This is a genomic window from Synechococcus sp. CB0101, assembly GCF_000179235.2.
GTDB lineage: Bacteria > Cyanobacteriota > Cyanobacteriia > PCC-6307 > Cyanobiaceae > Vulcanococcus.
The window spans coordinates 1,517,417-1,539,542 of sequence record NZ_CP039373.1; the positions used below are offsets into that span (position 1 = coordinate 1,517,417).

18 protein-coding genes are annotated in these 22,126 nt (G+C 66.5%); 9 read left to right on the forward strand and 9 right to left on the reverse strand.

All coding sequences use genetic code 11. The features are described from left to right. Positions 1–2: 2 nt before the first annotated feature. From CB0101_RS08190 to CB0101_RS08205, 4 genes are all read right to left on the reverse strand, one after another. Complete coding sequence (locus CB0101_RS08190; protein ID WP_010312750.1) at positions 3–2,123, reverse strand: HAD family hydrolase; 2,121 nt, start codon at positions 2,121–2,123, stop codon at positions 3–5. Positions 2,124–2,237: 114 nt separating this feature from the next. Beyond that, positions 2,238–4,247 carry an excinuclease ABC subunit UvrB gene (gene uvrB / locus CB0101_RS08195; protein ID WP_010312749.1) on the reverse strand — a complete coding sequence of 670 codons (2,010 nt, stop codon included), beginning with the start codon at positions 4,245–4,247 and terminating at the stop codon, positions 2,238–2,240. 18 nt (positions 4,248–4,265) lie between these two features. Continuing rightward, positions 4,266–4,730: a phage holin family protein gene (locus CB0101_RS08200; protein ID WP_210409947.1), complete on the reverse strand. Its 465-nt coding sequence runs from the start codon at positions 4,728–4,730 to the stop codon at positions 4,266–4,268. Between the two features lie 35 nt (positions 4,731–4,765). After that, the gene (locus tag CB0101_RS08205) at positions 4,766–5,521 is read right to left on the reverse strand and encodes a DUF561 domain-containing protein (RefSeq protein ID WP_010312743.1); all 756 of its coding nucleotides are present in this window, start codon (positions 5,519–5,521) and stop codon (positions 4,766–4,768) included. 40 nt (positions 5,522–5,561) lie between these two features. Between CB0101_RS08205 and tilS the strand changes: the two genes are divergently transcribed. Continuing rightward, positions 5,562–6,557, forward strand: a complete 996-nt coding sequence (tilS, locus tag CB0101_RS08210; RefSeq protein ID WP_043718387.1) for a tRNA lysidine(34) synthetase TilS — start codon at positions 5,562–5,564, stop codon at positions 6,555–6,557. A gap of 25 nt (positions 6,558–6,582) precedes the next feature. Beyond that, the gene (locus CB0101_RS08215) at positions 6,583–8,013 is read left to right on the forward strand and encodes a hypothetical protein (RefSeq protein WP_010312739.1); all 1,431 of its coding nucleotides are present in this window, start codon (positions 6,583–6,585) and stop codon (positions 8,011–8,013) included. A 21-nt stretch (positions 8,014–8,034) separates the two neighbouring features. Here CB0101_RS08215 and CB0101_RS08220 read toward each other — a convergent pair whose 3' ends face one another. The 3 genes from CB0101_RS08220 to CB0101_RS08230 all read right to left on the reverse strand — a co-directional run bounded on the left by CB0101_RS08220 (position 8,035) and on the right by CB0101_RS08230 (position 12,097). After that, positions 8,035–10,011: a ribonuclease J gene (locus tag CB0101_RS08220; RefSeq protein WP_010312737.1), complete on the reverse strand. Its 1,977-nt coding sequence runs from the start codon at positions 10,009–10,011 to the stop codon at positions 8,035–8,037. Positions 10,012–10,097: 86 nt separating this feature from the next. After that, positions 10,098–11,018: a 4-hydroxy-tetrahydrodipicolinate synthase gene (dapA, locus tag CB0101_RS08225; protein ID WP_029553208.1), complete on the reverse strand. Its 921-nt coding sequence runs from the start codon at positions 11,016–11,018 to the stop codon at positions 10,098–10,100. A 2-nt stretch (positions 11,019–11,020) separates the two neighbouring features. Further along, a complete protein-coding gene (locus CB0101_RS08230) occupies positions 11,021–12,097 on the reverse strand; it encodes an aspartate-semialdehyde dehydrogenase (protein WP_010312733.1) in 1,077 nt (358 codons plus the stop codon). 251 nt (positions 12,098–12,348) lie between these two features. On the opposite strand from CB0101_RS08230, the gene tig reads away from it, so the two are divergent. From tig to CB0101_RS08255, 5 genes are all read left to right on the forward strand, one after another. Beyond that, positions 12,349–13,767 carry a trigger factor gene (tig, locus tag CB0101_RS08235; protein WP_010312731.1) on the forward strand — a complete coding sequence of 473 codons (1,419 nt, stop codon included), beginning with the start codon at positions 12,349–12,351 and terminating at the stop codon, positions 13,765–13,767. A gap of 38 nt (positions 13,768–13,805) precedes the next feature. Beyond that, positions 13,806–14,486: an ATP-dependent Clp endopeptidase proteolytic subunit ClpP gene (clpP, locus tag CB0101_RS08240; protein ID WP_029553207.1), complete on the forward strand. Its 681-nt coding sequence runs from the start codon at positions 13,806–13,808 to the stop codon at positions 14,484–14,486. Between the two features lie 103 nt (positions 14,487–14,589). After that, positions 14,590–15,942: an ATP-dependent protease ATP-binding subunit ClpX gene (gene clpX, locus CB0101_RS08245; RefSeq protein WP_010312727.1), complete on the forward strand. Its 1,353-nt coding sequence runs from the start codon at positions 14,590–14,592 to the stop codon at positions 15,940–15,942. A gap of 12 nt (positions 15,943–15,954) precedes the next feature. After that, positions 15,955–16,623, forward strand: coding sequence for a lecithin retinol acyltransferase family protein (locus tag CB0101_RS08250; protein ID WP_010312725.1), 669 nt, complete (start codon positions 15,955–15,957; stop codon positions 16,621–16,623). A gap of 9 nt (positions 16,624–16,632) precedes the next feature. Then, entirely contained in the window at positions 16,633–18,501 is a 1,869-nt protein-coding gene (locus CB0101_RS08255) for a DNA polymerase III subunit gamma/tau (protein ID WP_010312723.1), read from the forward strand. Positions 18,502–18,516: 15 nt separating this feature from the next. Here the strand turns inward: CB0101_RS08255 and CB0101_RS08260 are convergent, their stop codons facing one another. Together CB0101_RS08260 and CB0101_RS08265 are read right to left on the reverse strand one after the other, a co-directional pair. After that, positions 18,517–19,872 carry a glycosyltransferase family 2 protein gene (locus tag CB0101_RS08260; RefSeq protein WP_010312721.1) on the reverse strand — a complete coding sequence of 452 codons (1,356 nt, stop codon included), beginning with the start codon at positions 19,870–19,872 and terminating at the stop codon, positions 18,517–18,519. Positions 19,873–19,896: 24 nt separating this feature from the next. Then, positions 19,897–21,408: a SpoIID/LytB domain-containing protein gene (locus tag CB0101_RS08265; protein ID WP_010312719.1), complete on the reverse strand. Its 1,512-nt coding sequence runs from the start codon at positions 21,406–21,408 to the stop codon at positions 19,897–19,899. Between the two features lie 93 nt (positions 21,409–21,501). Here CB0101_RS08265 and rpmI point away from each other — a divergent pair, with 93 nt between their 5' ends. Both rpmI and rplT read left to right on the forward strand, forming a co-directional pair. After that, complete coding sequence (rpmI, locus tag CB0101_RS08270; protein ID WP_010312717.1) at positions 21,502–21,699, forward strand: 50S ribosomal protein L35; 198 nt, start codon at positions 21,502–21,504, stop codon at positions 21,697–21,699. A gap of 45 nt (positions 21,700–21,744) precedes the next feature. Beyond that, the gene (gene rplT / locus CB0101_RS08275) at positions 21,745–22,092 is read left to right on the forward strand and encodes a 50S ribosomal protein L20 (protein WP_010312714.1); all 348 of its coding nucleotides are present in this window, start codon (positions 21,745–21,747) and stop codon (positions 22,090–22,092) included. Positions 22,093–22,126 lie beyond the last annotated feature (34 nt).

A 22,126-nucleotide genomic window follows, 5' to 3' on the forward strand; every position in this document is an offset into this window, starting at 1 on the left:
GATCAACGCCGCAGGAAGCGGTAGTGATCCAGGCCCTCCAGCACCCCCCAGGCTTGGCGGCGTGAAGCGAAGAACACCTTGGAGCGGCGGCGCAGATCGTCGAGGGAACGATCGTGATCGCCCACCACCACGCCCAGGGCACGGCCATTGAGCAGCTCACCGTCACCCTGCTGCGAGGCCACCACCAGCACCTGCTCCAGCGGCAGCCCCCAGCGCAGGCTCAGATGGCGAATCGCCTCGGCCTTGGAGGCCCGCAGCGGCAACACATCCAGGAACCAGTGGTGGAACAAATGGGCGCGGGCTTCCAAGCGGCCCTGGCGCAAGCGCTGGCGCACCATCTCCAGCACCCCAGCCGGAGGCGGCTGAAGGGTGTAGCTGAGCTTGAAGGGCCCCTGCTGCGCCTCCGGTTGGGGAACCAGGCGCGGCGCCAAATCCGCCAAGGCCTGCTCCACGGCATCACGCTGCCAACCCTGGGCGATGTGCTCTCTCCAGGCCAGATCCGGCACACCCTCATGGCCATAGAGGATCTCGGCACCGGCCTCGAGAATCCAGACCTGGGGCGCCGGCAGATGCAGTTCGTGGTAACGAAGGCTGGCTGAGGCGAAGCTGCGACCACTGATCATGCCGATGCCGCAGCTGGAATCAGCTGCCAAGCGACGACGTAGCTCCTGCAATCCCGCCGGATCGGGTGCATCGAGGCACACATCCAGATCCAACAGCAATAGGCGCTTCACCGGCGCGGTGGGCTCAGCCGGCAGCACAGGCTGCGGCCGCTGCTGCTGCACCTCCTGACAACGGCGCTGGGCCAGGCCGAGATAGGCGCACACATGGGCATCCCAGCTGAAATTGCGGCTCACGGCCTCGATGCCGTTGTCGCGCCAGCGGCGCCAGCGTTGGGGATGAGCGGCAGCGGCTTCAAGGGCTTGCTGGAGGTCGTCGAGGTCGGTCACATCCACCAGCTGGCCGTTGGCGCAGCGCTGCAGGATGTCGCGGGGTCCGCCGTCATCGGTAGCCACCAGCGGCAGGCCGCAGGCCGCCGCCTCCAAGAGGGTGAGCCCGAAGGGTTCGGTGAGCGCTGGGTTCACAAACACGCCGCCCCGCCGGGCTGCCCAGCGATAAATGGCCGGGATATCGTCGCCGCGGTGCTGCTTCGGATAGGCCACCCGCCCGTAAAGATCGAAGCGATCCACCAGTTCAAAGATCTGTTGGAACTGGTCGCGCTGCTGTTTCTCCATCGAGCGGGGATCCTCCCGGCAGCCCAGCACGAGCACCAGGTTGTGGCGCTCCTGCAAGAGAGCCGAGCGGCCATAGGCCTCCACCAGGGCAGGCACGTTCTTGCGGCGCACAGCCCTGCAAATGCACAGCAGCGGCGGCTTGGCCGGATCCCGCAAAAACGGCCGCATCAACTCCGCCACCGCCTGCTCCTCACCCGGCAGCGGCTGGGGATGGAAGCGCCGGGCATCCACTCCCGGCGGCACCACCACCGCGCGGCCGGCCACAAAGCGGTCGTAGCGGCTGTACTGCTGCTCCGCCTCCTGTTGCGTGCTCGTGATTACCAGGGCCGCCTGCGCCAGGGTGCGCTCCTCGGCATCAATCCGGCGGCTGATGGCGTAGGTGTGCTCGATCTGGTCGTGGGCCATGCCTCCGGCCAGCAGACGGCGCTGCTTCTCACGGCCAAGGGAATGACCGGTAAACAGCAAGGGAATGCCCAGCCGCTGCGACACCAGGGCGCCCACGTAACCGGCATCGGCGTAGTGGGCATGAATCCAGTCGGGACGACGCTCCTGCGCGGCGATATGCGCGACCACCGCATCCGCCAGCTCATCGAGATGGGGCCAGAGCAGCTCCTTGCGCAGATAACGGCGCGGGCCGCAGGGCAGGCGCACGATGCAGGCTCCACCGCCCAACTCCTCACGGGGCTCGGCGTAATCGGGAGACACGCGCTTGTCGTGAATCAGCCGGGTGACCACCTCAACCCGGTCCACCTCCGGCCGAGCCGCCAGGCTACGCATCAACTCCAGCACGTAGGTGGTCTGCCCACCGGTATCAGCATCACGCCCCAATTCGAGGTCGTGACCACGAAACAGACCGTGCAGATGCAGATGAAGCAGATAGAAACCCATCCGGATCTGCGGCGATTAGCTCAGCTTTAGCCGAACTTTCAAGAGCAGACAGCAAGAAATGCGGAAAAGATCCCGAATTCATGCACAAATGCTGACGTAAATAGATTAAAGAAATCAGGCCTTGCCCACCAGCTTCTGGCGCAGGCCCTTGATGCGGTCGCGCAGGTTGGCGGCTTCCTCGAACTCCAGGTTCTTGGCCGCACTCTTCATTTTTTCTTCCAACTGCTGAATCAACTCCGGCAGGGCATCCAGGGGTACTTCGTTGTGCTCGGCCTGCTCGGTGGCCTGCTCCAGCTGCTCATCGTTGAGCCGGCGCGACACCTCCAGAAAGGCCAGGATCGAATTACCCGCCCGCTTGCCTGCGGGGGTGGGTGTGATCCCGTGCTTCTCGTTGTAGCTCTGCTGGATGGCGCGGCGACGCTCCGTTTCCGTGATCGCCTTATCCATGCTGTCGGTGAGGTTGTCGGCATACAGCAGAGCCACACCCTCCACGTGCCGCGCTGCGCGACCGATGGTCTGAATCAGGGAACGCTCGGCCCGCAGGAACCCCTCCTTATCGGCATCGAGGATCGCCACCAGCGACACCTCGGGCAGGTCGAGGCCCTCCCGCAGCAGGTTCACCCCCACCAGCACGTCGTACTCGCCGTTGCGGAGGTCTTGGATGATCTCGATCCGCTCGATCGAATGGATCTCGGAGTGCAGGTAGCGCACCCGCACGCCGTTCTCAGCCAGGTAGTCGGTGAGGTCTTCGGCCATGCGCTTGGTGAGGGTGGTCACCAGCACCCGCTCCCGCTTATCGGCCCGCAGGCGAATCTCTCCCAGGAGGTCGTCGACCTGGCCTTCGGTGGGCCGCACCTCCACGATCGGATCGAGCACGCCGGTGGGGCGAATCACCTGCTCCACCACCTGGCCATCGCTTTGGCGCATCTCCCAGTCGCCCGGGGTAGCGCTCACGAAAATCGTCTGCCGCGCCTTCTCCCAGAACTCCGAGCCTTTCAGGGGGCGGTTATCAGCAGCGGAGGGCAGGCGGAAGCCGTGCTCGATCAGCACCTGCTTGCGCGATTGATCGCCGTTGTACATCGCCTGCAGCTGACTGCAGGTCACGTGGCTCTCATCCACCACCAGCAGCCAGTCGTCAGGGAAATAGTCGATCAGGCATTCCGGCGGCGTGCCGGCGGCACGGCCGGCCAGATGGCGGGCGTAGTTCTCCACGCCGTTGCAGTAGCCCACCTGCTCGAGCATCTCCAGGTCGTAGGTGGTGCGCTGCTCCAACCGCTGCGCCTCCAGCAGGCGACCCTGCTCATTGAGCACATCCAGGCGCTCACGCAACTCACTGCGAATCGCCTTGATCGCATCAGCGAGCCGCTCCTTCGGGGTGACGAAGTGCTTGGCCGGATAGATGTTGATGCTCTCGAGGCTCTGCAGAATCTCGCCGGTGGTGGGATCCACGTAGCGGATCGCCTCCACCTCGTCTCCGAACAGCTCGATCCGCACCAAGCGGTCTTCGTAGGCCGGGCCGATCTCGAGCACATCACCGCGCACCCGGAAACGGCCGCGGGAGATTTCCAGATCGTTGCGGGAATATTGGTTGTTCACGAGCTCCCGCAGGGAGCCGCGTAAATTCAGGGTTTCACCCACCTCGAACTTCACGGCTGCCTTGAGGTATTCACTGGGAATCCCCAGGCCGTAGATGCAGCTGATCGAGGCCACCACAATCACATCGCGCCGCTCAAACAACGAGCGGGTTGCCGAGTGGCGCAGCATGTCGATCTCTTCGTTGATCGATGCCGTTTTGGCGATATACGTGTCGGAGACGGGCACATAGGCCTCCGGCTGGTAGTAGTCGTAGTAGGAGATGAAATATTCAACGGCGTTGTTGGGGAAGAACTCCCGCAACTCATTGCACAGCTGTGCAGCCAGGGTCTTGTTGTGCGCCAGCACTAATGCCGGCCGCCCCGTCTGGGCGATCACATTGGCGATGGTGAAGGTTTTGCCCGTACCGGTGGCCCCCAGCAGCGTCTGATAGCGCTCGCCGCCCTCAACGCCAGCCACCAGACCCTGGATCGCCGCGGGCTGATCACCCTTGGGGCTGTAGGGAGCGTGCAGTTGGTAGGGGTTGGCCATCCGGCCATTCTCGGGCAGTCAGCCCAGCGGCGTGGTGCTCATCAGCAACGCCGCGCGGGTGGCGGACACCTCCAGGCCGAGCCCACCCAGGATCACCGCAGAGAGCACGGCGTACACCACAGCCCCGAGCACCGCGCTCACCAGGCCGTTGCGCAGCCGGAAGCCCTGGATCAACCAAGCGGCGAGGGCGAACAGGATCACCGTGATCACCCAGTTGTAAACCCAGCTGATCGGGCTGATCAGCCCGCCCAGGCTGGTGATGGCCCAGGGCAGGGCCAACAGCGCCTTGAGCGGCAGCACCAACAGGGTGCCCAGCAAGCCGATCACCACCGCAGAGAGCAGCGCCACCCCGAAGCTGTCGACCTCCACCCCCAGGGGCAGGGCCGCCACGATCAGCAGCACCACAGCCCGCACGGGCCACTGCAGCAACCAGAGCAAAGAAAAACCCACAACCACGCGCGGAGCTGTCCGCAACGTAGTCATGGGTTTTGGTTCAGACCGCAGCGTTCAGCGCTGGATCAGACAGCAGCCTTGACGGCACTGCCCAGGGCTTCGCGCAGACCGCGCACCACAGCCACCATGGCGAGCTGGTCATTCAGCTTGTTCACAGCCGAACCCACTCCCACGCCGGCAGCACCAGCGGCGATCGCCATGGGCAACGTGACGGACGACAGGCCAGAGGCGCAGAGCACGGGCACATTCACAGCACGGCTGATGCTGTGGGCAGCAGCCAGGGTGGGAGCGGCCTTCTCGATCAGGCCGAGGCTGCCGGCGCTGAAGGGCTTAGCGCTCATGCCGCCCTCGGTCTGAATCAGGTCGGCGCCAGCGGCCACCAGATCCACCGCCAGCTGCTCCTGCTGGTCGAGGGGGAGCACGTGGGGCACGGTGACGCTCAGCACCACCTCGGGCAGCAGCTCACGAGTGCGGCGGGTGATGGCCAGCACTTCCTCGGCATCAAAGATGCGGCCGAGGGGATAGAAGGCGTCGTAATTGCCGATCTCCACCATCGCGGCACCGGCGGCCACGGCAGCGGGGAACAGCTCGGGATCCACGGCGCTCACGCAGATCGGCAGGCCGCTCACCTCAGCAGCCAGCTGCACCAGAGCGGGATCGCAAGCCACGTCGATCAGGTCGGCACCGCCCAGACCGGCGGCGCGGCTGATGCGCTCGACGCTGGCGGCATCGAAGTTGGTGAGGCCGGCGATCACCTTGAGGGCGCGACGCTCCACCAGAGCCGTGCGAAGCGAAGCGGGCAGCTGGGCGAGACGCGACATGCCAGTGCAGACAGAGTGGAGCGATTCTCCCACGCAGCATTTGGCGCAACCCTGGAGCCGCCACCACCTGCGCTTGCACCGCTGGCTGCTGCAGCGCCCGGAGCTTCTGCCCAATGGAGCCAGCCTGCTGCTGGCGGTGTCGGGCGGACAGGATTCGATGGCGCTGGTCGGTCTGCTCCGGGATCTCCAGCGGCTGCATCAGTGGCGGCTCCAGCTCTGGCACGGCGATCACCGGCTGCGGGCCGACTCCAGCCGCCAGGCCAGCGAGCTGCGCCAGTGGGCACAACATCAGGGGCTGGTCGTGCAAATCGAGAGCTGGGGCGAACCCCAGCCCTCTGAGGCCGCCGCCCGCGCCTGGCGCTACAGCGCCCTCGAAGCCGCCGCCCGCCACTGCGGAGCCCGCTATGTGGTGACGGGCCACACCGCCAGCGACCGCGCCGAAACCCTGCTGCTGCAACTGGCCCGCGGCAGCCACCGCCGCGGGCTAGCCAGCCTGCAGCCGCAGCGGGCCCTGGCTGCGGATCTCAGCCTGGTGCGCCCGCTGTTGCTGTTCAGCCGCCTGGAAACCGAAGAGATCCGCGAGCAGCTCGGCCTGCCCCTCTGGCTGGATGCCAGCAACTCAGAACCCTGCTACAGCCGCAACCGCCTACGCCAGGAGGTGCTGCCGGTGCTGGAGCAGCTGCACCCCGGCGCCAGCCGCCGCATCAGCGGCGTGGCTGAACGACTGGCCCAAGAACAGCAGAGCCACGACGAGCTGTTGGCTCTGGCATTGGCCGGGCTCCTGGCTGAGCAGCCTGCACCGGAGCAGGCCCTGCGGCGGCGCGACCTCATCGCCCTGAACGCCGCGAATCAACGTCAACTGCTGCAGCACTGGCTGGGCCTTCAAGGTGTCAGCTCCCTTCCGGCGGAGCAGCTGCAAGCCCTGCTGCGCCGTCTTGAACCCAGTCGCGGGCCCGGTAGCCACGCCTTGGCAGGCGGGTTCGCGCTGCACTGGGATCGTCAACACCTGTGGCTGAGCCACCCCAACCGGCCCTAAACAAGGGGGCCACCCGTCCAACCCCATGCCCAGCCCGGAGGAGCAGGCCTACGGCGCCGTGGAGCGGGCCTACGGCCAGGGGGATTTCGCGCGGGCCCTGGAGCTGGCCCTGGCCCTGCAACCGCAGCTCCCGCCGGGCCGCCCCGACCTCCTGGATCAACGCCTGCAGCTGCTGATCGGCCATATCCATCTTTACGGCCTGGCCCAGCCCCGCGAGGCGCAAGCGGCCTACCAGGCCGTGCTGGCCACCTGCCCGGAAGCCAACTACCGCCAGCTGGCCGAGCAGAGCCTGCAGCTCTGTACGCCAACCGACGCCGAGGCCAGCAGCGCCACGCCCTCCGATCTACCGGCTACGCCCTGGCTCACCCAACTGCGGGACCCCCAGCAGGCCCTCTCTCAGATCCAGGCGGCATGGGCCACCACAGAACCGGCGGCCCAACCGATCGTGCCGGTGATGCCGGAGGCACCGGCGCCACCCGCCGCCCCATGGGCAACCCGCCAAAACGCCAGCGATGACCTGGCCGATCCAGCACCAAGCCCCAAACCGACGGAAGGCCCACCGGAGCCCGAGCCCCCAGTGGAAGCCATGCCCCCTGAGCCCGAGCGTGCCGTCGCTCCCGCGCGTCAAGACGCACCACTCAGCGAAAGCGAACGCAGTGAACTGGATCGTGGCCTGCTGCTGGTGCGGCTCGCCAGCCGAGGCGAATCAGCCAACCGCCCCGAACACAACACACCTCCGGCAAGCGCACAGAAGACACCAGACAGCCCATCCCTGACGGCCAACACCATTCACGTGACCGCCCCCAGCCTGGGTGCGGCCTGGACCCTGTTCAAACGCCACTGGCGCAGCTACCTCCTCCTGGAAGGGCTGGTGGTGCTGGCGGCCTTGGCGGGTGGCCTGCTGCAGCTGATCGGCAACGGCTTGCAGGGTTTGGCAGAGGTGAACCCGTTGCTGGCCCTGCTCCCAGCCATCGCCCTGGCGATCGGCGCCATTGCCCTCAACCTCTGGTCAAACCTGCTGGGGGTAAGCCTGCAGATGCTGCCTGCCCTCGCTCTCCAGAGCGGTAGCCATCCCAGTGCCCAAGCAATGCTGCAACTGCTGCTGCGGGATTTCTGGCGCTACGTGAGGGCCGGCGTGGTGGTGGGCCTGGCAACGGCGGCCGGGCTGGTGCTGCTGATCGTGCCTGGCGTGCTCGTGGCGATCGCCACACCGGTCGTGATCCGACGGGTCACCTGCCAAGAGGAAGCGGCCGTGCCGGCTCTCATCGCGTCGGTGAAAGAGGTGGGATCGAGCCCAGCCGGAGCCGGGCTGCTCAAGTGGGAGCTGGTGGCCGGGCTGTTGATCCTGGGCTCAGTGCTCCTCTGCGGCCTGCCGCTGTTGGTCACCGTCCCCCTGGGGGGAATCCTGATCCAGCAGTATCTGGCCTACAGCGGTCTGGGTTCGGCCCGGGAGTGAATCCAGACCGAACCCGCTCGATCAGCCGGCCGCAGCCGAACGACGGCGGCGGGTCCGGCCGCTGATCTCGGGCTCTTCCGTGCGGGCCGGGGTTGCCACAGCAGCCGGCGTGGGTGCGGGAGCTGCAGCGGGTGCGGCGGCAGGAGCCGGGGCAGCGCCAACGGCCGCCAGCTCGCGGCGGGGCTGCTGCGAACGCTCGACGCGCTCGGGACGACCACCACCGCGGCCGCCGCGGGGTGCGGGACGGGTGTCGGGCTCGGCATCAGCGCGGCCCTTGTAGGCGGGGGTGCCACCAGGAGCCGGCTGCACCAGGCAAATGATCAGCGGCTCGACCTGGAGCTCGCGGCGCAGGCGGCGCTGCAGACCGATCTCGATCTCGCGCTGCACGCCCATCCAATCCACGTCGGGGGCCTTGCCGCCGCTATTGCGCGACAGCTGCTGCCAACGGTTCTCCAGCACCCAGGTGATTTCGCGCTCGGCCCAGAGGCTGAGCTTGCGGGGATCAGCGGCTGTCACCACACCGCGCAGGTTCACCCTGGGCGGGGCAGCCATCACGCCATCGGTGCTGATCACCGCGAGCATCGTGATTACACCGTCGTCGGCGAGTTGCTGACGCTCCTTGAGCACGCGGGCATCGACGATGCCGTTGCGGGAGGCATCGAGCAGCTCGATACCAGCTTTCACCGGTTCACCCTTGGCGATCGAATCGGGGGTGAGTTCCACCACATCACCGTTGTCGATGATCAGGATGTTTTCAGCGGGAACGCCCATGGATTGAGCGGTCTTGCTGTGGCAAACGAGCATGCGGTGCTCGCCGTGCACAGGCACGAAATACTTGGGCTTGGTGAGCGCCAGCATCAGCTTCTGGTCTTCCTGGAAGCCGTGGCCCGACACGTGGATGCCTTCGCCCTTGCCATAGACAACCTTGGCGCCCAGCATCATCAGCCGGTCGATGGTGTTCACCACCGAGATGGTGTTACCGGGGATGGGGCTGGCGGAGAAGATGATGGTGTCTGAGGTCTTTACCTGCACCTGCGGGTGTTCACCGCGGGAGATGCGGCTCAGAGCAGCCAAGGGCTCACCCTGGCTGCCGGTCATCAGCAGCAGGGTTTCACGATCGGGCAGATCACGGATCTGCTTGATCGGCACGAAGAGGTCATCGGGAGCGCGCATGTAGCCCAGCTCACGGGCCTTGGCGATCACGTTGAGCATGGAGCGGCCCAAGAGGCCCACCTTGCGACCGTTCTTGAGAGCCAGCTCCAGGATCATCGCCACGCGGTGAATCGAGCTGGCGAAGGTGGTGATGATCACCCGGCCATCCGCCTGGGAAATGTGGCGGTCTAGGCAGGGGAACACCGAGCGCTCAGGGGGGCAGAAGCCCGGCACCTCAGAGTTGGTGGAATCGCTGAACAGGCACAGCACACCCTGTTCGCCGTAATGGGCGAGGCGAGCCATGTCGAAGGTTTCACCGTCGACAGGGGTGTGATCGAACTTGAAATCACCCGTGAAGATCACGGTGCCCACGGGTGTGGTGATGGCCAGCGAGAAGCTGTCGGCCATCGAGTGGGTGTTACGGATGAACTCCACCGAGAAGTGTTGCCCCACCTTCACCACATCGCGGGGAGCCACGGTTTGAAGGATGGTGCGATCCATCACACCGGCTTCTTCCATCTTGCCGGTGAGCATCGCCAGCGCCAGGCGCGGGCCATGAATCACGGGGATGTTGAAGTTCTTGAGGTGGTGAGCAATGCCACCAATGTGATCTTCGTGACCGTGGGTCACGATCATGCCGCGGATGCGCTTCTGGTTTTCCTTCAGATAGCTGGTGTCGGGCATCACGACATTCACGCCGTGCATGCCATCACTGGGGAATGCCAGACCGGCATCCACCAACATGATGTCGTCGCCGTATTCAAAAACGCAGGTGTTCTTGCCGATCTCGTGAAGGCCACCCAGGGGGATGACACGCAGACAGGGTTTCTTGGCTTGGTTCGTCATTCAGAAAAGGGGGTCCGGCGCAGCCGGAATCAGAACGGAAACATCGAGGGAGCAAACGCCGTAGCGCGCTCGGGTAGGCCTTGGCGTCAGGTGGGACGCAGGGCTGCCAGCACAGAGGAGAGTCGGTCGCGCACGTCGTTCGAGGCGGAAACAAGAGGAAGCCTTGGGGCACCCACGGGCCAGCCGCTGAGTTCCAGCGCAGCTTTCACGGGGATGGGATTGGTGGTGCAGAACATCGCCTTGCAGAGCGGCAGCAGCTGCTCGTGCAGCGCCAGGGCCATGCGGTGATCACCGGCGAGGAAGGCCTGCACCATCTGTTGGATCTGATCGCCGGCCACATGGCTGGCCACGCTCACCACACCCACAGCGCCCACAGCCAGCATCGGCAGCAGCAGGGCATCGTCGCCGCTGTAGATCGCCAGGCGCTCACCGCAGAGGGCGCGCAGCGCACTAACTTCTTCGGTGGTGCCACTGGCGGCCTTGAAGCTCACCAGGTTGGGGAGATCCATCAGCCGGGCTGTGGTCTCCGGGGTGATGCTGCAGCCGGTGCGGCCAGGAATGTTGTAAAGCATCAGCGGCAGCGCAGGCGCCGCGGCGGCCACAGCCCGGAAATGGGCTTCTAGGCCTTCTTGGGGTGGCTTGTTGTAGTAGGGCACCACCACCAGAGCGCCGTCGGCACCGAGGGCGGCGGCTTCACCGATGGCCTCCACGGCCTCTGCGGTGCAATTGCTGCCGGTCCCCGCCAACAGGCTGGCGCGATCTCCCACGGCGCTCTTCACCGCCGAGAACAGCTGGTGCTGCTCATCCCAGCTCAGGGTGGGTGACTCACCCGTGGTGCCACACAGCACGAGGCCATCGGAGCCATGCTCCACGAGATGGCTGGCCAGCCGTGCCGCGAGATCGAGGTCGACGGAGCCATCGGCGGCGAAGGGGGTCACCATCGCGGTGAGCACCCGGCCGAAGGGCACAGGTGAAGCGGCGCCAGCTTGAAGCACAGAAGCCACCATGCTCAAGCCACCGCCCCTGCCATGGCAGCACCGGCGGCCGCAGCTGCTGCGGGATCCAGAAGCAGCTCGGCGATCTGAATCGCATTGAGCGCCGCGCCTTTGCGGATCTGATCACCGCAAAGCCAGATCTCCAGCGCATTGGGCTCGCTGAGGTCCTGGCGGATCCGGCCCACGGCCACCGCATCGCGGCCGGTCACATCCGTGGGCATCGGGAAGCGATTGGAGCCGAAGTCTTCGATCAGCTCCACGCCGGGGGCCGAGGCCAACAGGGCACGGGCCTCCGCCACCGGAAACGGCTCCTCAAATTCGATGTTGATGGCCTCGGAATGGGCGCGCAACACCGGCACCCGCACGCAAGTGGCCGACACCCGCAGGTCGGGCAACCCCATGATCTTGCGGGTTTCGTTGAGCATCTTCAGCTCCTCCTCGCAGTAACCGTTCTCCTGCAGGGGCGAGTTGTGCAGGAACAGGTTGAAGGCCAGGGAATAGGGCAGCACGCTGCTTTCCGGAGTGCCGCCATCGAGCACGGTGCGGCTGAGGCTGGCCAACTCCTCCATGGCCCGGGCGCCGGCGCCACTGGCGGATTGATAGGTGCTCACCACCACCCGGCGCAGCGGCCGCTTGGCCGCCAGCGGCGCCAGAGCGAGCGTCATCAGGATCGTGGTGCAGTTGGGGTTGGCGATCACGCCGTTGTGGGCGAAGGCAGCGTGGGGATTCACCTCGGGCACCACCAGAGGCACCTCCGCATCCATGCGGAAGGCGCTGGAGTTGTCGATCACCACGGCACCGGCGGCAGCGGCCACAGGAGCCCACTGCTTCGAGACCGAGCCACCGGCCGAGGCCAGCACCACATCCACGCCGTTGAAGGCTTCAGCGCTGACCGGCTCGATCGTGAGCGTCTGGCCGTTCCACTCCACGGTTTGCCCGGCGGAGCGGGGTGAGGCCAGCAAGGTGAGTCGCCCAACCGGGAACTGGCGCTCGGCCAACAGCAGCAGCAGCTCCTGACCAACGGCACCGCTGGCACCAAGAACGGCCACGTGCAGAGGGCGCTGAGGCAGGGGGCGAATGGAGCTGGTCAACGGTGGTTCAGGTGCAGAGATGGCGCTGATACGAGAAGAACGTGCAGCCGGAGTGACGAATGGGGGCAGGTGCCGAAGGGCGGATGCGATCTGCCAAATGCTGTGCGGAAGCCCGTCGGGCTTTCGCTAAAGGATCTTCAGGTCGCTGTTCTTGCTGCCAACAATACGTGGCCAACGCAGGGCTGGCGACTCAACGAATGGGCCTGTCACACGTCAGTTCCTAGGATCGTGGGCTGCCTAGACGCTGATCCATGAGTCCTGCCGCCGCCAAAGCCAGCCAATCCGAGCTCAAGGTGAGCACCAGCCCTCGCCCCGGCAGCCGGATGGCGGTGGAGATCGGTGTTCCCGCAGGCCTCACCCAGACCAGCCACGAGCAGGCTGTGGAGAAGCTGAGCCGCACCATCAAGCTGCCCGGCTTCCGCAAGGGCAAGGTGCCCCGTGCGGTGCTGGTGCAGCAAATCGGCGCAGCCCGGATCCGCGCCACCGCTCTGGAGGAGCTGGTGGACAACGTGTTCCGCAATGCCCTCAAACAGGCCGAGATCCCGGCGATCGGCCAGCCCAGCGTGGATGGCGGCTTTGAGGCTCTGCTGGAGCGCTTTGAGCCTGGCCAAGAGCTGAGCCTCACCCTTGAGATGGATGTGGAGCCCACCCCCAGCCTCAAGAGCACCAAGGGGCTCAAGGCCGAAGCCGAAGCCGTCAGCTTCGATGCCGCCCGCGTCGATGAGCTGATCGAGCAATCGCGTCGTCAGCTGGCCACCCTGGTGCCCGTGGAGAAGCGCGCCGCCGAGCAAGGCGACGTGGCAGTGATCAGCTTCAGCGGCACCTTTACCGACAACGGCGAGGCCATCAGTGGCGGCAGCGCCGAAGCGATGGAAGTGGAGCTGGAAGACGGCCGGATGATCCCCGGCTTCGTGGAGGGCATCATCGGGATGAAGCCCGGCGACAGCAAAACCGTGGCTTGCCAGTTCCCCGAGGAGTATCCCCAGGAGGATGCCGCCGGTCGCAAGGCCAGCTTTGAGATCAGCCTGAGCGAGCTGAAGACCCGCGAACTGCCCGCCCTCGACGACGCCTTCGCCCAGCAGGCCAGCGACAAGCAAACCCTCGCTGAGCTGCGCGCCGACCTGGAGGAGCGCCTGAAGGAAGACGCCGAGCGCCGCAACGAGTCGAACCGCCACGACGCTCTGCTGGCGGCCCTGGTGGAGCAGCTCGAGGTGGAACTGCCCGAAACCCTGGTGCAGGAGGAGATCATCTCCCTGCTGGAGCAAACCGCCGGCCAGCTCGCCCAACAAGGCATGGACGTGAAGAAGCTCTTCACCCCCCAGCTGATCCAGAGCCTGCGTGAGACCTCCCGCCCCGAAGCGGAAGAGCGCCTCAAGCGCAGCCTGGCCCTGAAGGCCCTGGCCACCGCCGAGAAGATCGAGGTAGCGGCCGATGAGATCGAAGCGAAAGTGAAGGAGCTGAGCCGCGGCTTCAGCGACAACTCCCGCATCGATCCCGCCCGCCTACGCCAGGCCGTTCAGGAAGACCTGATGCGCGAGAAGCTGATGGGTTGGCTGGAGAGCAACTCCACCATCACTGAGAAGGCTGCAGACACCGCCGAGGCCAAGCCCAAGAAGGCCGCCGCCAAGAAGGGGAGCAGCAAGAAGGCCGAGCCCGCTGCCGAGGCCTGATCCCCATAGATTGGCCAGACTGACAACAGTCCGGCCGCGTGATCAACGCCAGCACCCCCCACCCGATCCAGAACCGCTGGCTGGGCGCTCGCCCGGAAGCCACCATCGCCTCCAAGCCGGTGGCCGCTCCCGGCGTGCTGCCCACGGTGGTGGAGCAATCGGGCCGAGGCGAGCGTGCCTTCGACATCTATTCCCGCCTGCTGCGCGAGCGGATCATCTTTCTGGGCACCGGGATCGATGACCAGGTGGCCGATGCCCTCGTGGCCCAGCTCCTGTTCCTCGAGGCTGAAGACCCCGAGAAAGACATTCAGATCTACGTCAACTCACCGGGTGGCTCGGTGACCGCTGGTCTGGCCATCTACGACACCATGCAGCAGGTGGCACCGGATGTGGTGACCATCTGCTACGGCCTGGCGGCCTCCATGGGCGCCTTCCTGCTCTCCGGCGGCACGAAAGGCAAGCGCCTGGCCCTGCCGAACGCGCGGATCATGATCCACCAGCCCCTCGGCGGCGCCCAGGGCCAGGCGGTGGACATCGAGATCCAGGCCAAGGAAATCCTCTATCTCAAAGACACCCTCAACGGGCTGATGGCCGAGCACACCGGCCAGCCCCTCGAGAAGATCGCCGAAGACACCGACCGCGACTACTTCCTTTCCCCGGCAGAGGCGGTTCAATACGGACTGATCGACCGCGTTGTCACCGACGACGCCCCGGTTTGATCCTTAAGGACGGCTGACGAAACACAGGATCCCGTTGATCCTGGTTTCGGGCCCCTGACCCGCCCCAGCCAGGACGCTCCCGCCGCACCGCCGCTTCTGCTCGATGCCCAAGTTCGATGCCCACCTGAAGTGCTCGTTCTGCGGCAAGTCGCAGGACCAGGTGCGCAAGCTGATCGCCGGGCCGGGCGTGTACATCTGCGACGAGTGCATCGACCTCTGCAACGAGATCCTCGATGAGGAGCTTGTGGAGGGCCATGGCAGCGGGGCACGCCAACCGGCGGAAGCCAAGGGCAAATCACCAGCCAAAAAGAGCGCCAAGCCCGCCCCCACCCTCGCCGAGATCCCCAAACCCCGGGAGATCAAGGCCCACCTCGATGCCCAGGTCGTGGGGCAGGAGGAGGCCAAGAAGGTGCTGTCGGTGGCTGTTTACAACCACTACAAGCGCCTGGCCTGGCAGGGCGATGGCAAAGGCGAAAGCAACGAGACCGCCACGCGCCTGCACAAGAGCAACATCCTGCTGATCGGCCCCACCGGTTGCGGCAAAACGCTGCTGGCCCAAACCCTGGCCGAGCTGCTGGATGTGCCCTTCGCCGTGGCCGATGCCACCACCCTCACCGAAGCCGGCTACGTGGGTGAGGACGTGGAGAACATCCTGCTGCGGCTGCTCCAGAAGGCCGATCTGGATGTTGATCAAGCCCAGCGCGGCATCATCTACATCGACGAGATCGACAAGATCGCCCGCAAGAGCGAAAACCCCTCGATCACGCGCGATGTCTCGGGTGAAGGGGTGCAGCAGGCCCTGCTCAAACTGCTCGAGGGCACCGTGGCCAACGTGCCGCCCCAGGGGGGCCGCAAACACCCCTATCAGGACTGCATCCAGATCGACACCAGCCAGATCCTGTTCATCTGTGGTGGCGCCTTTGTGGGTCTGGAGGATGTGGTGCAACGGCGCATGGGCCGCAACTCGATCGGCTTCATTCCGGAAGGGGGCCGCAGCCGCAGCCGCCAGAACAAGGATCAGCAGGCCGCCCACGTGCTGCGCCACCTCGAGCCCGACGATCTGGTGAAGTACGGCCTGATCCCGGAGTTCATCGGCCGCCTGCCGGTGAGCGCCGTGCTCGAACCGCTCGACAGCCGCGCCCTGGAAGCCATCCTCACCGAGCCCCGCGATGCCCTGGTGAAGCAGTTCCAGACGCTGCTCAGCATGGATGAAGTGCGCCTCGACTTCGAGCCCGGTGCCGTGGAAGCCATCGCCGCCGAAGCCCATCGCCGCAAGACCGGCGCCCGGGCCCTGCGCGGCATCGTGGAGGAGTTGATGCTCGATCTGATGTACGACCTGCCATCCGACAAGAGCACCAAGGCCTTCACCGTGACCCGCGAGCTGGTGGAAGAGCGCACCAAAGCGAAGGTGCTGCCCATGCCGGGCAGCGATCAGGTCCAGCAGGAATCCGCCTGATCGCGGTGCTCCATGGCGGCTGCTGATCACCTGCAGGTGCCGCGGCAACACGGGCTCTTCAACCACCACGGCATCGATCTGGGCGACGGCACCGTGGCCCACTACCTGGAGGGCCGCGAGATCCTGCGCAGCCCGCTGGAGGAGTTCAGCCGCGGCCAACCGCTGAGCGTGGTGCCCTACCCAAGCGAGCAGTGCTCGCCAGCGGGGGTGACGCTGCGGCGGGCGATGGGCCGCCTCGGAGAGCAGAACTACAACCTGCTCTTCAACAACTGCGAGCACTTCGCCCATTGGTGCAAAACCGGGCGCCACCGCAGCGCTCAGGTGGAGGACTGGCTGCACACCGGCAGCCTCGGTGCACTGGCCCTGGGGCAATTCGTGCCGGCCGCCGTGTTGAGCGGCTCCCGGATGCTGCTGCGCCAGGGCCTGCGGCTGAACGACGCCCAACTGGAACAGGGCAAAGCGCTGGCCCGCCGCAGCCTGGAGCAATTGGATGGCCTGCGGCTCAAGCTGCAGGACCGCCTGGAGGCGGAATTAGCCCGCGCCGAAGCCCGCTGGACCCCCGGCGAAGCGGATGGCCGCTTTGAAATCCTGAGGCTGGCCGCCCAGAAGCTGGCCGATCAACTCAGTGAGGTGGAGGAGCTGGAGGCGCGCCTCGAGACGATGCTCGAGAACGGCCAGTAGCCTCCAGCCATGCCGGCCGCCTACCAACCCCTCCACCACAAGTACCGCCCGCAGCGCTTCGATCAGCTGGTGGGGCAGGAGGCGATTGCGGCCACCCTGGGCAACGCGCTGCGCTCCGGGCGGATCGCCCCGGCCTACCTGTTCAGCGGTCCGCGGGGCACCGGCAAAACCTCCAGTGCCCGCATCCTGGCGCGCTCGCTCAACTGCATCAGTGGCGATGGGCCGACGCCGGAGCCCTGCGGCACCTGTGAGCTGTGCACCTCGATCGCGAACGGCAACGCCCTCGATGTGATCGAGATCGACGCCGCCTCCAACACCGGCGTGGACAACATCCGTGAGCTGATCGAGCGCTCGCGCTTTGCGCCGGTGCAGGCCCGCTGGAAGGTGTATGTGGTGGACGAATGCCACATGCTCTCCACGGCGGCCTTCAACGCCCTGCTCAAAACCCTGGAGGAGCCGCCGCCGCGGGTGGTGTTCGTGCTGGCCACCACCGACCCCCAGCGGGTGCTGCCCACGATCCTCAGCCGCTGCCAGCGCTTTGATTTCCGCCGCATCCCCCTCGATGCCCTCGAGCGGCATCTGGGCTGGATCGCCGAGCAGGAGCAGATCAGTATCACCGCTGAAGCCCTGCATGTGGTGGCCCAGCGGGCCCAGGGCGGGCTTCGTGATGCCGAAAGCCTGCTCGATCAGCTGAGCTTGCTGCCGCCACCAGTGGAACCCCAGGCGGTGTGGGAGCTGCTGGGGGCCGTGCCCGAGCAGGAACTGCTGCAACTGGCCGAATCACTGGCGGCCGGTGAGCCCCTCGGGCTGATCGAAGCGATTCGCACCCTGCTGGAGCGCGGCCGCGAACCCTCAGCCGTGCTGCAGGGCCTAGCGGGCCTACTGCGGGATCTGGTGCTGGCCGGTGTGGCCCCCGACCGGCTTGAACTCACCAGCTTTTCGCCCCAGTTCCGCAGCGGACTGCCGGATCTGGCGCGGCGCATCGGCAAGGCCCCGCTGCTGCGCTGGCAAGCCCAGCTCAAGGGCAGCGAACAACAGCTGCGCCAGAGCGTGCAACCGCGGCTGTGGCTGGAGGTGCTGCTGCTCGGCCTGCTCGCCGAACCGCAGCAAACCCGCGCCGCCACGCCAGCGGCACCGGCGCCCCCCGTAACGGCGGCCGTGATTGCCCCCCCCGCTGCGGCTGTAGCAGCACCGGCAACCCCTACCGCTCCAGCGCCGGTTGCAGCGAACGCGGCCGCCCCACCGGACAACGCTGAAGCCGCTCCCGCACCTGCCGCCGCACCACCTGCAGCCGCGGCCAACACCGATCTGGTGGAGCTGTGGCAACAGATCCTGGCGGGCCTCGAGCTGCCCTCCACGCGCATGCTGCTCTCGCAGCAAGCCGTTCTGGCCCGCCTGGATCAACAGCGCGCGGTGGTGCAGGTGGCCGGCAACTGGATGGCCATGGTGCAGAGCCGCTTACCACTGCTGGAAAAGGCAGTGGCATCAGCCCTGGGCAGCCCCCGCCAGGTGATGCTCGAAGCCGGTGGCGCGCCCCCACCGCAAACGCCCCCAAGCGCTCCCGAGCGTCCAACACCGGTGCAGGTGCACGTGCCGACACCAGCTCCATCGCCACCCACACCACCGGTCGCGACTGCCCCGCAGGCAGAGCCGGTAGCCACTGCGCCTGAGCCTGCACCCTCAGCTCCCCAACCGTTACCGGTTCCGGCTCCCGTCGCTGCTGCGCCAGAGGTCATTGCTGAAGCACCGAAGCCCCAAGCCGGCCTGATCGACGATCAGGCCAAGCGGCTGGCCGACTTCTTCAACGGCGAAGTGGTGCAACTCGATGGCCCCCTGCCTGAACTCGAAGACGGCAGCGGCGGCAGCCAGGCAGCCTGATTCTTCAACGCAGCGTCAAAGCACCTGGGTGGTGAGGTCCGCCTCCTCGCTGCCTGGGGCCGCGTCATGGCCAGCACCCACATGCAGGGTCTTGGCCCACACCAGCCGCTTGGGCAGCAGTGCCATCCGCAGGGTTGTGTAGGGGATCACCACGAACCAGTGACCCAGATACGCAATCCCCAACGCGAGATTGAAGGGATGCATCCGGGGCAGCGCCGGCCCTTCGTTGCTGCGCAGGCAACCCACGAGGATCGCGCCGCCTGAAAGGCCGAAAGCCACAAACGACAATGGCCACATCAACGGCGTGCTGCGCGTGAGCACGCTGGTGGCTAGATCCGCCACGGCCATCACCGGCAGGGCGTACTGCAGCAGAAAGAAGCCACTGAGATCGAGCTTGCGGGCGGCGCTGGTGGCCGCGCCGGTGAGCGGACCCCAGTAATCAAAAAAGCGCTGCAGACCGCCCTCGGCCCAGCGCTGCCGCTGCCGCCAGAGGCCCATCAGACTGGTCACAGCCTCCTCCTGAACCGGCGGATCCCAGAGCAGCCCCACGGGCTGACCCTGGACCAACAGGCGGAAGCTGAGGTCGAGATCGTCGGTGACGGTGTCTTCGTTGAAGCCATCGCAGGCGAGCACGGCCTGGCGCTGGAGTAGCTGGCCGTTGCCGCGCAACTCCACCACGCCACCGCTGTGCAACCGCCCCTGCTGAATCACCGCATCCAGGGCCATCTCCATGGCCTGAGCGCGGGTCAGCCAGTTCTGATCGGCATTCACCACGGCCTTGCGCAGCTGCACCGCCGACCAACCACCCGCCTCGGCATACGCCACCAGCCGCTGCAGCCCATCGGGTTGCAACTGGGCATCGGCATCGAGCACCAGTAACCAGCGGCCCTGCAATTGGGGCAACAGGGCATTCAGGGCGCCTGATTTGCCGCCACCGGCATCGCGGCTGCGGCGCAGCACCTGCAAGTGCGGGTAGCGCCGTTGATAGTCCTCCAGCACCTCGGGGGTGCGGTCTTCGCTGCCGTCGTCAATCACCCAAAGGCGCAGCTGCTCCGCGGGATACTCCAGATCCGCCAACCGCTCCACCAGGCGACCGATCACCGCCTCTTCATCGCGGGCCGCCACCACCAGATCCACCGCAGGCCAGGCCTGCGGCTCAGGACTCTCCACAACCGCGCCCGCACCACGCAAACGCGGGAGGAACACGCTGCGCACCGCATAGGTGCCGAGCAGAAGCGTGAGCGCCAGGGAGGGCCAGAGGCTTCGGGACGCCGGCAGCGCATGGGGGAGCGCACCAGCCAGACAACAACCGATCAGAAACAATGAGGCCTGCAGTCGGCGGGCTCCTGTGGCTGTGCCCCCGGCGGCCATGGCATGTTCCAGGTCTGCCGAACTTTAGAGGGCTCGCCGTTGGCCATCTGCAGGCAGGGCCTGAATGGGCACCAGCTGCGCACCGGGGTAGTAGCGGCTGAGGATCTGCTGCACGGTCCAGCCCCGAGCCGCGAGATCGATCGCCCCTGCCTGAGACAGCCCGGCCCCATGGCCGAATCCACCCCCGACCACGCTCCAACTGCCTGAGCCGCTGGGGGTGAGCACAAACAAGGTGCTGGGCAACTGGCGGTAAGTGCGGCGGATGGCGTCGCGCTCCAGCACCACCTGGCCCCTCGGCCCCTCGATCGCCAGACGCACCACCCGGCCGCTGGGGCCGCGCTCCAGCACCACTGGCTTCAGGGGTGAGCCCAGGCTGGTCGCCCTAGCCCCCAGACCCTTGCGCAGGCTGGCCTGATCCAGCTGACGCCGCCAACGGAACAGCGGATGGGCCGCACCCACCACCCCAGATTGGCGAGCCAGCAAAGCCGCCACCTCCTGACGATCGAGCGGAAGGGTCAAACCCTGGGGCGGCGCCGAGCGCCAATCGAGAGATGGCTCGAGGTAGGTGAGCTCAGGCAACGGCCAGGCTTCATCTTCATCGGCACTCACGCCGCCATTGCTGGCGTGATACACGGCGTGGATCGGTTCCCCGTTCTGGGCCAGCACCTGCCCCGTTGTGCGGCTGACGGCCTGACGCACCGCCGAACCGGCATGTCGGGGGTCGCTGTACACCTGGCATTGGGTGTCGGAGCAGAGGTGATAGCCATCCACCGCGAAGCGATGCCGGTTGCGCAGGGCCCAGGTGCGAGCCAGCACAGCCTGGGCCGCCAGGGCCGCCGGCGGTGAGCCCGCGCCAATTTCATGGGGCACCACGCCTTGCAGATAACGCTCAAGGGGCACTTGCTCCACCAGCGTCCAACTGCCATAGGCATCGGCCTGCAAACGGAACGGTCCGGCAAACACGCCGCCGTTGAAGCGCAGGCCGCCGGGGGCCTGGATCTGCACCGGACCCTCCAGGCTGCGCCAGCCCGAAGGTGTGTTGAGCTGCAGCACCCGCCGCTGCGTCAGCCGTTGCTGCACCTGCCGGTCGGGATAACCCTTCGGTCCCGCCATGCCCGCAGGAGCCCACACCTCCCAATCGCGGGGATGGGCCACCTCCGCGGCCACGCCGAGCGCCTTCCATGCCAAAGCCGCCTGCTCGGCGGCCTCAAAACTTGCAAAGGGGCCCAGCACACTCCGCCGAATCTCCAGAGGCTTGGCCAGCGGCTGCTGCACCCAGCGCAGCGAAAGACGCCGCGCACTGAACCGTTGCCCCTGGGCGTCGAGCAGCTGCAGAGGCGCCGAGGCCCCCTCCAGAAGCAGCGGCTGCGCCCCCAGATGGGCCGCCAGCGAGACCCAGAGGACCGGCTTCTGCCCTTGCACGGCAGGCGGTTTGGGCACCGGCAACCGGGTGAGTGCTTCCGCCTCTGCCCCCTGGCAACCGGCCGCCAGCAGCGCCAGTGACATCAGGGCTGTGAGGGCTCGAGCAGGGGCCATCGCATTGATGGTGGCGCGGCTCGACCCTAGGGGGAGTTGGCGGAAGGGACTCCCAGGTCGTACCCTCATCGTTTGTGCACGAGCGCGTAGACAATGCCGAAGCTCAAGACCCGCAAAGCAGCCGCCAAGCGGTTCAAAGCCACCGGCAGCGGAAAGTTCATGCGCCGCCACGCTTTCCGCAATCACCTGCTCGACCACAAGAGCCCGAAGCGCAAGCGTTTCCTCGGCACCATGGCCGTGGTTGACGAGCGCGACGCGGACAACGTGCGCGCCATGCTCCCCTACAGCTGAATCGCCCGGCTGACCCGCTGTTTCACCGTTTTCTGAGAACCATCGATGGCACGCGTTAAGAGGGGCAATGTCGCCCGTAAGCGCCGCAACAAGATTCTGCGTTTGGCCCGCGGCTTCCGCGGCGGCAACGGCTCGCTGTTCCGCACCGCCAACCAGCGGGTGATGAAGGCCCTCTGCAACGCGTATCGCGATCGTCGCCGCCGCAAGCGCGACTTCCGTCGTCTGTGGATTGCCCGCATCAACGCCGCCGCTCGCCTGAACGGCCTGAGCTACAGCCGCCTGATCGGTGGCCTGAAGAAGGCCGATGTGCAGCTGAACCGCAAGATGCTGGCCCAGCTGGCCGTTGTGGATCCCGGCAGCTTCACCGCTGTGGTGGGTGCAGCCAAGAGCTGACCGCTAATCTCTGCGCTGCCTGATCAGGTTGGTT

Coding starts and splice junctions, on each gene's coding strand:
- CB0101_RS08190 (WP_010312750.1), bottom strand. CDS start 2,123: ATGGGTTTCTATCTGCTTCATCTGCATCTGCACGGTCTGTTTCGTGGT.
- uvrB (WP_010312749.1), bottom strand. CDS start 4,247: ATGGCCAACCCCTACCAACTGCACGCTCCCTACAGCCCCAAGGGTGAT.
- CB0101_RS08200 (WP_210409947.1), bottom strand. CDS start 4,730: ATGACTACGTTGCGGACAGCTCCGCGCGTGGTTGTGGGTTTTTCTTTG.
- CB0101_RS08205 (WP_010312743.1), bottom strand. CDS start 5,521: ATGTCGCGTCTCGCCCAGCTGCCCGCTTCGCTTCGCACGGCTCTGGTG.
- CB0101_RS08215 (WP_010312739.1), top strand. CDS start 6,583: ATGCCCAGCCCGGAGGAGCAGGCCTACGGCGCCGTGGAGCGGGCCTAC.
- CB0101_RS08220 (WP_010312737.1), bottom strand. CDS start 10,011: ATGACGAACCAAGCCAAGAAACCCTGTCTGCGTGTCATCCCCCTGGGT.
- dapA (WP_029553208.1), bottom strand. CDS start 11,018: ATGGTGGCTTCTGTGCTTCAAGCTGGCGCCGCTTCACCTGTGCCCTTC.
- tig (WP_010312731.1), top strand. CDS start 12,349: ATGAGTCCTGCCGCCGCCAAAGCCAGCCAATCCGAGCTCAAGGTGAGC.
- clpX (WP_010312727.1), top strand. CDS start 14,590: ATGCCCAAGTTCGATGCCCACCTGAAGTGCTCGTTCTGCGGCAAGTCG.
- CB0101_RS08250 (WP_010312725.1), top strand. CDS start 15,955: ATGGCGGCTGCTGATCACCTGCAGGTGCCGCGGCAACACGGGCTCTTC.
- CB0101_RS08255 (WP_010312723.1), top strand. CDS start 16,633: ATGCCGGCCGCCTACCAACCCCTCCACCACAAGTACCGCCCGCAGCGC.
- CB0101_RS08260 (WP_010312721.1), bottom strand. CDS start 19,872: ATGGCCGCCGGGGGCACAGCCACAGGAGCCCGCCGACTGCAGGCCTCA.
- CB0101_RS08265 (WP_010312719.1), bottom strand. CDS start 21,408: ATGGCCCCTGCTCGAGCCCTCACAGCCCTGATGTCACTGGCGCTGCTG.
- rpmI (WP_010312717.1), top strand. CDS start 21,502: ATGCCGAAGCTCAAGACCCGCAAAGCAGCCGCCAAGCGGTTCAAAGCC.
- rplT (WP_010312714.1), top strand. CDS start 21,745: ATGGCACGCGTTAAGAGGGGCAATGTCGCCCGTAAGCGCCGCAACAAG.